The organism is Pseudoclavibacter sp. JAI123 (genome assembly GCF_013409665.1).
Taxonomy (GTDB): domain Bacteria; phylum Actinomycetota; class Actinomycetes; order Actinomycetales; family Microbacteriaceae; genus Pseudoclavibacter.
Map to the genome: position 1 here is coordinate 2,047,606 of NZ_JACCCM010000001.1, position 12,296 is coordinate 2,059,901.

The 12,296-nt window shown below is 64.6% G+C and carries 13 protein-coding genes; 10 read left to right on the forward strand and 3 right to left on the reverse strand.

Going from position 1 to position 12,296, the window contains the following annotated elements:
* Positions 1-96: 96 nt before the first annotated feature.
* From HDC34_RS09595 to HDC34_RS09630, 8 genes are all read left to right on the forward strand, one after another.
* The gene (locus tag HDC34_RS09595) at positions 97-861 is read left to right on the forward strand and encodes a YebC/PmpR family DNA-binding transcriptional regulator (RefSeq protein ID WP_104311984.1); all 765 of its coding nucleotides are present in this window, start codon (positions 97-99) and stop codon (positions 859-861) included.
* A 5-nt stretch (positions 862-866) separates the two neighbouring features.
* A complete protein-coding gene (gene ruvC / locus HDC34_RS09600) occupies positions 867-1,496 on the forward strand; it encodes a crossover junction endodeoxyribonuclease RuvC (RefSeq protein ID WP_179556694.1) in 630 nt (209 codons plus the stop codon).
* 4 nt (positions 1,497-1,500) lie between these two features.
* Complete coding sequence (gene ruvA / locus HDC34_RS09605; protein WP_151423516.1) at positions 1,501-2,124, forward strand: Holliday junction branch migration protein RuvA; 624 nt, start codon at positions 1,501-1,503, stop codon at positions 2,122-2,124.
* Positions 2,121-3,155, forward strand: a complete 1,035-nt coding sequence (gene ruvB / locus HDC34_RS09610; protein ID WP_104311981.1) for a Holliday junction branch migration DNA helicase RuvB — start codon at positions 2,121-2,123, stop codon at positions 3,153-3,155. The genes ruvA and ruvB overlap by 4 nt, the downstream gene beginning before the upstream one ends.
* Before the next feature lie 125 nt (positions 3,156-3,280).
* A complete protein-coding gene (gene yajC, locus HDC34_RS09615; RefSeq protein WP_179556695.1) occupies positions 3,281-3,688 on the forward strand; it encodes a preprotein translocase subunit YajC in 408 nt (135 codons plus the stop codon).
* 58 nt (positions 3,689-3,746) lie between these two features.
* Complete coding sequence (gene secD / locus HDC34_RS09620) at positions 3,747-5,510, forward strand: protein translocase subunit SecD (RefSeq protein WP_218854940.1); 1,764 nt, start codon at positions 3,747-3,749, stop codon at positions 5,508-5,510.
* Complete coding sequence (gene secF, locus HDC34_RS09625; protein ID WP_179556696.1) at positions 5,510-6,580, forward strand: protein translocase subunit SecF; 1,071 nt, start codon at positions 5,510-5,512, stop codon at positions 6,578-6,580. The genes secD and secF overlap by 1 nt, the downstream gene beginning before the upstream one ends.
* Positions 6,581-6,665: 85 nt before the next feature.
* Complete coding sequence (locus HDC34_RS09630) at positions 6,666-8,900, forward strand: bifunctional (p)ppGpp synthetase/guanosine-3',5'-bis(diphosphate) 3'-pyrophosphohydrolase (RefSeq protein WP_179556697.1); 2,235 nt, start codon at positions 6,666-6,668, stop codon at positions 8,898-8,900.
* On the opposite strand, the gene HDC34_RS09635 is transcribed toward HDC34_RS09630, so the two are convergent.
* Positions 8,887-9,426, reverse strand: coding sequence for a hypothetical protein (locus HDC34_RS09635; protein WP_179556698.1), 540 nt, complete (start codon positions 9,424-9,426; stop codon positions 8,887-8,889). The genes HDC34_RS09630 and HDC34_RS09635 overlap by 14 nt on opposite strands.
* A 157-nt stretch (positions 9,427-9,583) precedes the next feature.
* Here HDC34_RS09635 and HDC34_RS09640 point away from each other — a divergent pair, with 157 nt between their 5' ends.
* Both HDC34_RS09640 and HDC34_RS09645 read left to right on the forward strand, forming a co-directional pair.
* Positions 9,584-9,919 (forward strand): hypothetical protein, encoded by a 336-nt coding sequence (locus HDC34_RS09640; protein WP_179556699.1) that lies wholly within the window; start codon positions 9,584-9,586, stop codon positions 9,917-9,919.
* 529 nt (positions 9,920-10,448) lie between these two features.
* Positions 10,449-10,958, forward strand: a complete 510-nt coding sequence (locus tag HDC34_RS09645) for a hypothetical protein (protein WP_179556700.1) — start codon at positions 10,449-10,451, stop codon at positions 10,956-10,958.
* A gap of 126 nt (positions 10,959-11,084) precedes the next feature.
* Here the strand turns inward: HDC34_RS09645 and HDC34_RS09650 are convergent, their stop codons facing one another.
* A complete protein-coding gene (locus HDC34_RS09650; RefSeq protein ID WP_179556701.1) occupies positions 11,085-11,687 on the reverse strand; it encodes an HNH endonuclease signature motif containing protein in 603 nt (200 codons plus the stop codon).
* Between the two features lie 97 nt (positions 11,688-11,784).
* Entirely contained in the window at positions 11,785-12,288 is a 504-nt protein-coding gene (locus HDC34_RS09655) for a hypothetical protein (protein WP_179556702.1), read from the reverse strand.
* Positions 12,289-12,296: the final 8 nt, after the last annotated feature.

Here is a 12,296-nt window from a genome sequence, read left to right on the forward strand (position 1 = left end):
GGTCGTGTCCCGATTCTTGGGCAACGGTGTCGGCGCGCACACGATCAGAAGCAGGCGCCCGCCTCCGGCGAGACGCGCGAGAACAACGGAGAACACATGTCCGGACACTCCAAGTGGGCGACGACGAAGCACAAGAAGGCCATCATCGACTCGCGCCGCGCGAAGTCGTTCGCCAAGCTCATCAAGAACATCGAGGTCGCCGCCAAGATCGGCGGCGCTGACGTCGCAGGAAACCCCACGCTGGCCGACGCGATCCAGAAGGCGAAGAAGACCAGCGTCCCGATCGACAACATCAACCGCGCAGTCAAGCGCGGGGCGGGTCTGACCGGCGAATCGATCGACTACACGACCATCATGTACGAGGGCTACGGCCCCGGAGGCATCGCGCTCCTCATCGAGTGTCTGACCGACAACAAGAACCGGGCAGCCGCCGAGGTGCGCACCGCCATGAGCCGCAACGGCGGGAACATGGCAGACCCGGGCTCGGTCGCCTTCAACTTCGAGCGCAAGGGCGTCATCGTCGTCCCGCACGAGGAGACGCCCACCGAGGACGACATCCTCGAGGTCGTCCTCGACGCTGGCGCCGAAGAGGTCATCGACCACGGACACGTGTTCGAGATCCGCACCGAGGCGAGCGAGATGGTCGGCGCACGCGCGGCCCTGCAGGCCGCCGGCATCGACTACGACTCCGCGGACGCCGAGTTCGTCCCGAACGTCAAGGTCGAGGCCGACGCTGAGACCGCACGCAAGGTCTTCCGCCTCGTCGACGCCCTCGAGGACAGCGACGACGTGCAGAACATCTTCACCAACATCGACGTGTCGCCAGAGGTGCAGCAGCAGCTCTCGGAAGACGACGAGTAGTCCGAGTGCCGCGGCGCATCCTGGGCATCGATCCGGGTCTCACCCGCTGCGGCCTCGGCATCGTCGACGTGCACGGGCGACAGCGGGTCGAGTTCGTGCACGTCTCGGTCGTCACGTCATCACCTGCTGACGAGCTGCCACGGCGCCTCCGGCTCCTCGCCGACGGCATCGAGGCGATCCTCGACGAGTACACGCCCGATGCCATCGCGCTCGAGCGCGTCTTCGCGCAGCAGAACCTTCCGAGCGTCATGGGTGTCGCCCAGATCTCCGGGGTCGTGCTCGTCGCCGCCGAGCGCCGGGGCATCGCGGCCGCCCTGCACACTCCCTCGGAGGTGAAGGCGGCAGTCACCGGCTACGGATCCGCCGAGAAGAAGCAGGTCGGCACGATGGTGCAGCGCATCCTGCGCCTGGACGACATCCCCAAGCCCGCCGACGCGGCCGATGCGCTGGCCCTCGCCATCTGCTCGGCCTGGAAGACCCCGCTGGGAGCCGCCGCGGGCAGCGCTGCCGAGGCGGCACCGCCCCGGCGAGCCTCAGCAGCTGCCGGGCGCACGCCTGATGCGCCGACGGCGGCGCAGAGCGCGTGGCTCGCCGCCGAGCGTGCCGCGAAAACTCGCGGCCGCCGCGTACGGTAGACCGGTGATTGCTTCCCTCCGCGGCCAGGTGCTGTACCGAACCGCCACCACGGTCACGATCGAGGCCGCCGGTGTCGGCTACCAGGTCTTCGTGACTCCGGCCCACGCACTCCAGCTGCGCCTGGACGCCGAGGTGCTGGTGCGCACGCACCTCGTCGTGCGCGAGGACGCGTGGACCCTGTACGGCTTCCAGCGACCCGAGGAGCTCGAGATCTTCGAGCACCTCATCACGGTGACCGGCGTCGGACCGAAGTCGGCGCTCGGAGTGCTCGCGCACCTCGAGCCGGAGCAGGTCGCACGCGCCGTCGCCGAGGAGGACGTCAAGGCCTTCACCGCGGTGAGCGGCATCGGCCCCAAGACGGCCAAGCTCATCATCCTCTCCCTCGCCGGCAAGATCGCTCTCGCCCTCTCCCCGAGTCCTGCGGCTGGCGAGCCAGTCGGCCAGAATGGTTCGGCGGCACTGCGCCGCGACGTCGTCGAGGCGCTGCTCGGCCTCGGCTACGCGGAACGCCAGGCGGCTCCCGCGGTCGAAGACGCCGCGAAGGCGCTCGACGGTGAGGACCCTGACGTCGCAGCGCTGCTGCGCGCGACGCTGAAGCTCCTCGGCCCCGCGGGGAGCCGCTCGTGACCGACGTCTCGCGCATCCCCGAGTCACCGGAATCAGAGGCGGAGATCGCCTTCGAGGGGGCGCTTCGTCCCGCGAACCTCGCCGAGTTCGTCGGCCAGGCGAAGGTTCGCGTGCAGCTCGAGCTCCTGCTCAAGGCAGCGGCCATGCAGAGCCGGACGCCCGACCACATCCTGCTGGCCGGCCCCCCGGGACTCGGAAAGACGACGCTCGCCCTCATCGTCGCGGAGGAGACGGGGCAGCCCATCCGCCTCACGAGCGGCCCGGCCCTCCAGCATGCCGGCGACCTCGCGGCCGTGCTTTCGAGCCTCGTGCCCGGCGAGCTGCTCTTCATCGACGAGATCCATCGGATGGCGCGCACCGCCGAGGAGATGCTGTACCTCGCGATGGAGGACTTCCGGATCGACATCATGGTCGGCAAGGGGGCCGGGGCGACCAGCGTGCCCCTCGAGCTCGCCCCCTTCACCGTCATCGGCGCCACCACCCGCGCCGGACTCCTGCCGAACCCGCTCCGAGACCGCTTCGGCTTCACCGCCCACCTCGAGTTCTACGAGGACGGGGAGCTCGAGCGTGTCCTCGCGCGCGCGGCTCGCCTCCTCGATCTCCGGGTCGACGACGCGGCGCTCGCCGAGATCGCGACCCGCAGTCGGGGAACGCCCCGAATCGCGAACCGGCTCCTGCGGCGAGTCCGCGACTACGCGCTGGTCCACGAGACCGATGCAGACGAGCAGGCCGTGCAGCACGCGCTGCTCGTCTACGACGTGGATGCGCTTGGCCTCGACAGGCTCGACCGGGCCGTCCTGCAGGCGCTCATCGATCGCTTCGCCGGGGGACCGGTCGGCGTCAAGTCGCTCGCCGTCTCCGTCGGCGAGGAAGCAGAAACGGTCGAGAGCGTCGTCGAGCCGTTCCTCGTCCGCACGGGACTCGTCACGCGAACGCAGCGGGGCCGCGTCGCCACGCAGCAGGCCTACGCGCACCTCGGCCGGGCGCTGCCGGGCGGCGCCGTGCCGCAGGGGCCCCGCCTCGATATCTAGTCCTCCCGCCAACCTTCGATCACTGGCTGAGCGACATCCGCACGACCGCGACGTACACTAGATGCGTTTGCCGTCGTTCCGGGCGTGCATAGTCGTAGTACGGACTGCCAGAAAGGCACCCACATATGGATCTCACGCTCCTTCTTCCCCTCGTCCTCCTCGGCGTCATGATCTTCTTCATGTGGCGCAGCAACAAGAAGAGGACCCAGCAGCAGCAGGAGATGCGCAGCAGCGCCGTCATCGGCGCAGACGTCATGACGCAGAGCGGCGTGTACGGCACCATCGTCGACATCGACGAGGACAACAACTTCACGACGATCGAGTCCGAGCCCGGCACGCGCCTCCGCGTCCACTCGATGACGATCGCGAACATCCTCACCCCGTCCGTCCCGGACGACGCCTCCGCGCTCTCCGTCGAGGAGACGGTGGAAGAGTTCCCCGCCACGGAGCCCGAGCACCGCGACGCCGCGGACGCAGACCGCCGCGACGGCGACAACGGCTCCGAGTCCGGACCCAACACCAACAAGGCGTAGGCGACTCCCTCACCTCTCACGCACGGGCCTCGTCTTGAGGTCAGAAGGCAGAACTCTCTTGGCGAAGTCGACAACGTCATCGGCGCGTCGTGGTCGGGGTGCTGGCATCGTCCAGCGCGCCTGGCGCACGCTCACGTGGCTCCTGATCCTCATCCTTGCCCTCGTGGGCCTCAACTGGCTGGCCGTCGCCACGCAGGGCGGTCAGTGGACCCCGCGCCTCGCGCTCGACCTCGAGGGTGGCACCCAGGTGGTGCTCGCCGCTCAGCTTCCAGAGGGGCAGGCCGACCCGTCATCTGAGCAGATGCAGCAGGCGGTCTCCATCATCCGTCAGCGCATCGACGCCTCCGGTGTCTCCGAGGCCGAGATCACCACGCAGGGCGGACGAAACATCGTCGTCTCCGTTCCCGGCGAGATGGACCAGCTCACCCGTGACCGCATCGAGAACTCGGCCAAGCTCGAGTTCCGCGCCGTGCTCGTCGCCGACCAGGCTGCGAACACGCAGGCCATCCCCGCAGACCAGCTGCCTGAGGAGCTCTCGACGACGCCGACCGCGGAGCCGACGGACGCGAGCGACCTCAACTGGGTCACCGAGCAGATGTACGTCGACTTCGTGCAGTTCAACTGCGCCGACCTCGCGCCGGCCGCCGACATCGATCCGACCCAGCCGCTCATCACGTGCGACGACACGGGCACGGAGAAGTACGTCCTTGGCCCCGTCGAGGTCACCGGAGAGCGCATCGCTGACGCCACCAGCGGTCTCACCACGACGAGTACCGGCGCCACCACGAACCAGTGGGCCGTGAACATCGAGTTCGACGCGCAGGGCACCCAGGAGTTCGCCGCGGTCACCGAGCGTCTCGTCGGCCTCACCGAGAACCAGAACAGGTTCGCCGTGACGCTCGACAACCAGGTCATCGTCGCCCCGACCACCAACGCCGCGATCACCGACGGCAAGCCGCAGATCTCGGGCAACTTCAACGAGGAGAGCGCGAAGGCGCTTGCCGACCAGCTGAAGTTCGGCGCGCTGCCCTTCAACTTCGTCGCGCAGTCCACCTCCACCATCTCGGCCACGCTGGGAAGCTCGCAGCTCGTGAACGGCCTCATCGCCGGCCTCATCGGCCTCGCCGCCGTCGTCGTCTACTCGCTCTTCCAGTACCGAACGCTCGGGCTCGTCACTGTGGCCTCACTCGTCATCGCGGCAGCCTTCACCTACATCGTGGTCACCTATCTCTCCAACCAAGAGGGGTACCGGCTCTCGCTCGCGGGTGTCGCGGGCCTCATCGTCGCCATCGGCATCACGGCGGACTCGTTCATCGTGTACTTCGAACGCATCAAGGACGAGCTGAGAGACGGCAAGGGGCTCGTCTCCGCAGTCGAAGGCGGATGGACGCGCGCGATTCGCACGATCCTCGCCTCCGACGCGGTGAACTTCCTCGTCGCGATCGTCCTGCTGTTCGTCGCCGTCGGCAACGTGCGCGGCTTCGCACTGACGCTCGGTATCACGACCATCATCGACATCGTCGTCGTCACCCTCTTCACCCACCCGCTCATGCGGCTCCTGGCGCGCACCTCGTTCTTCGCGGACGGGCACCCGGCATCCGGCCTCGACCCCCGCTCCCTCGGCGCCGTGTACCGCGGCCGCGGAACGTTCCGCACGCCGGAGCAGAAGAAGCGCGGCGCGACCCGAGAAGCGACCAAGCGCCAGACCCTCGCCGAACGCAAGGCGGAGGCAGCGAAGCAGGGCGGTGGCGACGACCTGGTGGCCGCCGGCTCGTCCAGCGCTGAACAGACGTCGACGACGAGCAATGGGGAGAAGGCCTGATGAGCAAGTTCCAGACGCTCGGCAACGATCTGTACACCGGAGAGCGCTCGTTCGACTTCGTCGGCCGGCGGAAGATCTGGTTCTCCATCGCCGGAATCGCCGTCCTCATCTCGATCCTCGTGCCGATCCTGCGCGGCGGCCTCGAGCTCGGCATCGAGTTCACCGGCGGCTCGGAGTTCCTGGTCTCGCAGCCGGCGACCGACGAACAGGAGCCAGCCATCACGGCGGCGGCCGAGTTCACGCCGACACCCGCCAAGGTGGCCGTGCTCGGCGACGGCGGCATCCGCGTGCAGACGGACTCCCTGTCCGAGGAAGCCAACACCGAGCTGCGCGCGCAGCTCGCCGAGGCCTACTCCGTGCCTGTCGAGGACGTCAACCTGTCCACCATCGGACCATCCTGGGGCCAGGACATCACCAGGCAGATGGTGATCGGCCTCGGCGTCTTCGTCGCGATCGCCGCCATCCTCATGTCGCTGTACTTCCGCACCTGGAAGATGTCCATCGCCGCGCTCGTCGCCCTCGCCCACGACCTGGTCGTGACGGCCGGCGTCTACGCCGTCACCGGCGTCGAGGTCACGCCAGCCGCGGTCATCGGCTTCCTCACGATCCTCGGCTACTCGCTCTACGACACCGTCGTGGTCTTCGACAAGATCCGTGAGAACGCCGAGGACTACAACGCGGAGTCCTCGAGGACGTTCGGCGAGCTCGTGAACCTCGCCATCAACCAGACCCTCGTGCGTTCGATCAACACGTCGGTGGTCGCGCTGCTGCCCGTCGGAGCGATCCTCTTCATTGGCGCCTTCCTCATGGGAGCAGGCACGCTGCGCGACATCGCACTCGCGCTGTTCATCGGGATCTTCGTCGGGGCCCTCTCGACGATCTTCGTCGCCGGCCCGCTCTACGCGGCACTCCGCTCGCGCGAGCCCGAGATCGCACGCACGGACAAGCGCATCCTCGCGGCCCGTGCACGTGCCAGGAAGGATGTCGACGGGACCGAGACCGACCCGGCCGACGACACGACCGACTCCGCGGAAGAGCCCGAGACGGCATCCAAGGCATCGGCGTCCTGACGACCGTCCGCACGGTGATAACTTGTCATCACCCTGGTCCGCGTATCCACGCAGGCCAGGGTGATGATGCATATGGAGGTGCTGCATGAGCGAAGTTTCCTCGCTGCGCTGGCGAATGCCGAGAATGTTCGCGAAGCAGCCTGTGCATGTTCTCGAGCCGATCCTGAAAGCGCTCAGGAAGCACGACCCACGCGCCAACACCGCGCTCGTGCAACGCGCCTACGAGGTCGCGAAGGACGCGCACGAGGGGCAGTTCCGACGCAGCGGCGAGCCGTACATCACGCACCCGGTCGCCGTCGCCAAGATCCTCGCCGACCTCGGCATCGGCTCGATCACCGTGGCAGCGGCCCTCCTCCACGACACGGTCGAGGACACGGAGTACACGCTCGATGAGCTCCGCTCCGATTTCGGAGACGAGATCGCGATGCTCGTCGACGGGGTCACCAAGCTCGACAAGGTCAAGTACGGCGACAACGCGCAGGCGGAGACCGTGCGGAAGATGGTCGTCGCGATGTCGAAGGACATCCGCGTCCTCGTGATCAAGCTCGCCGACCGTCTCCACAACGCCCGCACCTGGGGTTTCATGTCGCCGGAGAAGGCGAAGAGCAAGGCCAAGGAGACCCTGGAGATCTACGCGCCCCTCGCGCACCGGATGGGCATCCAGGCGATGAAGAACGAGCTCGAGGACCTCTCGTTCGCCGTCATCAACCCCAAGATCTACTCAGAGATCAAGAACCTCGTCGCCCACCGACAGCCGGAGCGCGAGAAGTACGTCCAGCGGGTCATCGCCGAGGTGCAGTCGGACCTCCGCCAGCTGAAGATGCGCGGCGACGTCTACGGGCGGCCTAAGGAGCTCTACTCGATCTACCAGAAGATGATCGTCCGCGGGCGGGACTTCGACGAGATCTATGACCTCACCGCGATCCGACTCATCGTCGACTCGGTCCGCGACTGCTACGGCGTGCTGGGAGCGATCCACGCCAGGTGGACGCCGATGCCCGGCAGGTTCAAGGACTACATCGCGACGCCCAAGTTCAACCTCTACCAGTCGCTGCACACGACGGTCATTGGGCCGGACGGCAAGCCGGTCGAAATCCAGATCCGCACCGTCGAGATGCACCGCCGCGCCGAGTTCGGTGTCGCGGCGCACTGGATGTACAAGCAGAACGCCCAGTCGGGCAAGCAGGACAAGGCGGATGAGACCCAGACCGAGATGGCCTGGCTCAAGCACCTCAGCGACTGGCAGCAGGAGACGACGGACCCGGGGGAGTTCCTCGACTCGCTGCGCTTCGACCTCGGCGCGAAGGAGGTCTACGTCTTCACACCGCAGGGCAAGGTCATCGGTCTCAGCGCAGGGGCGACACCCGTCGACTTCGCGTACGCCATCCACACCGACGTCGGTCACCGGACGATGGGCGCGAAGGTCAACGGGCGGCTCCTCCCGCTCGACTCGAAACTGCAGAACGGCGATGTCGTCGAGGTGTTCACCTCGAAGAACCCGGACGCGGGACCGAAGCAGGACTGGCTGACGTTCGTCGCGAGCGCCAGGGCGAAGAACAAGATCAGGCAGTGGTTCTCGAAGGAGCGCCGCGACGAGGCGATCGAGCAGGGCAAGGACTCCGTCGCGAAGGCACTCCGCAAGGCGGGCCTCCCGCTCAACAAGGACCATGTCCAGGAGGCGTTCTCGTCGGTCGCCTCCAACCTCCGCTACCTCGACGTGACCGCCCTCTACGCGGCCGTCGGCGACGGCCACGTCTCGACGCAATCCGTCATGGAGAAGCTGCAGGCCGCGCTTCGGCAGGAGCAGGACGTCCCGGCCGCCGATGAGGCGCCGCAGTTCACGCCCGGCACCACCATCCCGACCACGAGCGACTCCGGGGTGCTCGTCCGCGGCGCGCCCGACATCCTCGTCAAGGTCGCCAAGTGCTGCACGCCGGTTCCGGGTGACGAGATCCTCGGCTTCGTCACGCGTGGGCAGGGCGTCTCGGTGCACCGAGCCGACTGCAACAACGTGGCGAGCCTGCTCCGCGAGCCGGAGCGGATGATCGAAGTCCAGTGGGCTCCGAGCTCGTCGAGTGTGTTCCTCGTCAACATACAGGTCGAGGCGCTCGACAGGTCTGGCTTGCTGAGCGACGTCACGCGGGTGCTGAGCGAGCACCACGTGAACATCCTCTCGGCGACGGTGCACACCTCGAAGGCGCGCCTCGCGATCAGCAAGTTCTCGTTCCAGATGGGCGACACGACGCACCTCGACCGGGTGCTGAACGCCGTGCGTCGCATCGACGGCGTCTACGACGTCTACCGGGTCAAGACCCAGTAGCAGCCATCGCCAACGTCGCACGTCTCCTCGCCAGGGCCGCGAACGGCCGGCGCAGCGTGACGTGGGTCGCAAGCAGTTCGACGGGATCCAGTTCAAACGTCCTCACGGCAAGATCGATGGTCGCCTGGTCGGCTGCCGGGTCGTGCAGCAGATCGACCAGCGCCAGCCACGGCACGACGACCCGCACGCCTCCGACGAGGCGGACCGCAGCGTCTGGCGGAGCGGTGGAGCGATAGCGGACGCCAGCGAGATGCTGCTTGGGCGGACGCGCTCCACGCTGCGTGGAGATGGTGAGCTCCGACGGCGCAGGTCCGCCCGCGTGCACCCAGACGGCTGAGGCGCCACCCACCGCAGAGGTTCCTGTCACGAGTGGCGCGAGCGATGCGGCTCGGTCGTCCGGGGCCAGCCGGTCGGCGACGGACGCATACGCGACTGCGCAGGCGTGACCGAACCGGACGACGACGCCGTCGCGCATCATGACCTGCAGCTCCGCATCGGGGAAGAGACAAAGTGGGGCAGGATGCACGCGCGCGTGTCTCAGTTTCCACCTTCTGCCTGTTGCGGGGACGGTCTCCGTTCGGGAGAGCGTACAGCCCCCTTGCGGGCGACGTTGACGGCTGTGGATGAATCCCCGGGGCGGCGGCTCGCCCGTCTGCTGGCTAGCATGGTCGAGACATAGCGAGATGAACCCAACGAAGGGAACACCCATGACTAGTGAGTATTTCGACCCAGAACTCGAGAACATCAGACTTCAGCTGGAGGAGGCGAAGGCATTGGTTGCCCGCCTTGAGGAAAAGAAGAGCGAAAAGCTTAAGGAGGTTATGGAGCAATTCCAGCCAATGGGTGTTGACCTCACCGAAGAGGAAGCGGAGGAGTTCATGAGCGCAGTTGAGGGGGTGGAGCCCGGAAGTCCAGAGCACGTGCAGAAGGTCTCCTCGGTGTTTGCGCAACGTTTCCCTCAGGTGATTGTGGCGGCGGGAGAGACTGGCCTCATCTTCAGGGTCCCCAGCACGGACTAGCCCCCGCTCCCAGGCCCCTCTCGTTATCTACGAGAGGGGCTTTTCGTCGCCACTACCTTTGTAGCGCCCAGAGTGACACGAAGGTAGCGCCGTTGCTGTTCGTCCCTTCTGTAAGCCGTTCTAAGGCCCTGGCATCCTCGGGGTAGGCATCAACCCGTATCGGGGGAGTTGGCTTCGTTTGCTCTATTAATATAAGGGCTAAGAATAATGCTTGCATTGTTGCATGCTCTTGTGGCATCATCGTACTTCGGGGTCGAAGTTTCATTGTGTGTATTGACTAGGTGCACTGACTTCAGCATGAATCATCATTGTCTTAACTAGGTGTTCATATAACTACATGTGTACGGTCAGTAAGAGCGGAGCAGTCTTACGGCATGACACAACATCGTATGACTTCACTGACAAAGATAAGGGATTACATTCTGAACCTTGAGTCCTGTTCGAGTGGTATTCGCATGAAGTATCTTGCAATAACTCTTGATTGTGCATGTCTATTGATGGTATAATGGGCCGCTCAATGGGTGGCCTCGTGGCCTACTGGCTCGCGCTGTACTCAGACTTCGCACCCTTGGTTGTCGCTCTCATCATCAACTCAGGAACAACAGACCTGACCGAACGCTACCGAGTAGCGGGAGGGACGGACCTTGCGAATATGAACGCCGCGTATGGGCTTCCGGGCACGACAAGAGACGAGGCGGCGTTCGCCGTTGCCTCTGTCGGTCATGACCCGATGAAGTTCCCACTAGCTGACTGGTCGCAGATGCGCGTCATGCAACTTTGGGGAGACGCAGACACAACCGTTGTGCCTGCTACTCACGGTGAAGCTTGGGCGCTCAAGTACGGACCGAGTACCGATGCACTGGTGACGAACGTTCGCGCTGGTGGCGATCACTCAGGCCATAACGGTTCTTACCTACAGGTAGGCCCCATGATCGACTTCGTTCTCGGGTCGCTCGAAACGACAGGCACGGGCTGGCTAATCAACGACACTTGGGTAAAACTCCATGGTCAGATTCTGCCGGTCATCTTCTACTTCTAAGTGAACACTTTGAGAGGGGCACAGGGGATATCGATTCTCTGCTCTTCTTGTCGATTACCTATATGGTCTGATTCACGGCGCACACAAGACCGCACAACGCGCGATCCTCTGCGACGTACTCAACAGCTAGCCCACTTCACCAAGGATCGGCTCGGCACCAAACCACCGAGCGACGAGCTGTCTTCCAGCTTCGGTGAGGGCGTAGTGATCTGTCCCCCCGATGCGCTCCGCGCCTGTGTTGTCAATGCGGGGGAGGTCCGAGCTAGTGACCGTGAAAGGAAGGACCATAGCCATCGTTCCGTTCGCGAGACGCTCCATGTCGGTGCGACCCTCGGTCACGGACAGCATTCCATCGCGAACTAGGTTGCGGACCATGAGTTCCACGGTTGCAGAGTGGTCCAGCTCAACGCTGCTGGAGAGGCCGCTTCTTACGAATCTCTCAAGTAGGCGACGCTCAAAGTCGTTGTACCTACCGTTCATGACCGCAAGGTTCTGCTTGTAATTCAAGATGGCTGAACGTGCTATCTCTTTCCTGTCATAGCGTCGGTGACAGACTGCACACAGGATGATTAGGTTCTCGAAGCTGTCGTCCTCGGTTTCAGCATGGGGCACAATATATGCACGGTCCAAGGCTGCTGTTTCGCGGCAACCAGGAACGGCGCAGCGGTAGCCTGACTCTTCGAACAGTTGCCGGGATACTTCGACCGGTATGGACTTACGGTTGGACATGGTTCCTTCTCTTCGTTGGGGCTTTTGGTTTGCCCGCATCAGGGCGCTGCTCCTCTTCGGGAGTGGCGCTCCTGGTCGGCGTCTGTGCCCCTCGGTCTTACCGGTTTTCCCGACTCCGGTTTTGTAGGTCGCGTGCTTCTTCCTTTAGGTCCGCAAGCTCGCGCCTAATCTCTCCTTGTCGCTTCCAGACGCCAGATAGCGAGCTTAACAGCAAGAGAGCACTCAGGAATATTAGGAAATAAGTAATGTTCTGACTGACTGGATCGGTAATTCCGACGAGTGATCCGAAATCGCTTATGAAGTATCCGCCTAGAGTAAGCGCCATTGCAACCAAGGGTCGCCAATACATGCGCCTGTTCCTCTTCCGTTCTGGGTTTCTGCTCAGGTTGTATCTTTTCAGGTCGAGGTTGATGAGTCTCAGTAGCTCCTCTTTATCTTCGTTTCCTGGGAGTTTGTCTGCTAAATCCATCTCTTCTTTAAGTCGCTTCCGCAGTCTGAACGAAGAGTTTAAATACTCCACTCGTGCGAGAAGTGCGACAGCCAACGCGGCAATGATGACGCTACCAAGCGCACCGGGCGCTATCAAAGATGACAAATCCATAGCTTTAG

Excerpts from the sequence above, each read along its gene's own strand:
- HDC34_RS09650 (WP_179556701.1), bottom strand. The coding sequence starts at position 11,687 with ATGTCCAACCGTAAGTCCATACCGGTCGAAGTATCCCGGCAACTGTTC.
- yajC (WP_179556695.1), top strand. The coding sequence starts at position 3,281 with ATGGATCTCACGCTCCTTCTTCCCCTCGTCCTCCTCGGCGTCATGATC.
- HDC34_RS09630 (WP_179556697.1), top strand. The coding sequence starts at position 6,666 with ATGAGCGAAGTTTCCTCGCTGCGCTGGCGAATGCCGAGAATGTTCGCG.
- HDC34_RS09640 (WP_179556699.1), top strand. The coding sequence starts at position 9,584 with ATGAACCCAACGAAGGGAACACCCATGACTAGTGAGTATTTCGACCCA.
- HDC34_RS09655 (WP_179556702.1), bottom strand. The coding sequence starts at position 12,288 with ATGGATTTGTCATCTTTGATAGCGCCCGGTGCGCTTGGTAGCGTCATC.
- secF (WP_179556696.1), top strand. The coding sequence starts at position 5,510 with ATGAGCAAGTTCCAGACGCTCGGCAACGATCTGTACACCGGAGAGCGC.
- HDC34_RS09595 (WP_104311984.1), top strand. The coding sequence starts at position 97 with ATGTCCGGACACTCCAAGTGGGCGACGACGAAGCACAAGAAGGCCATC.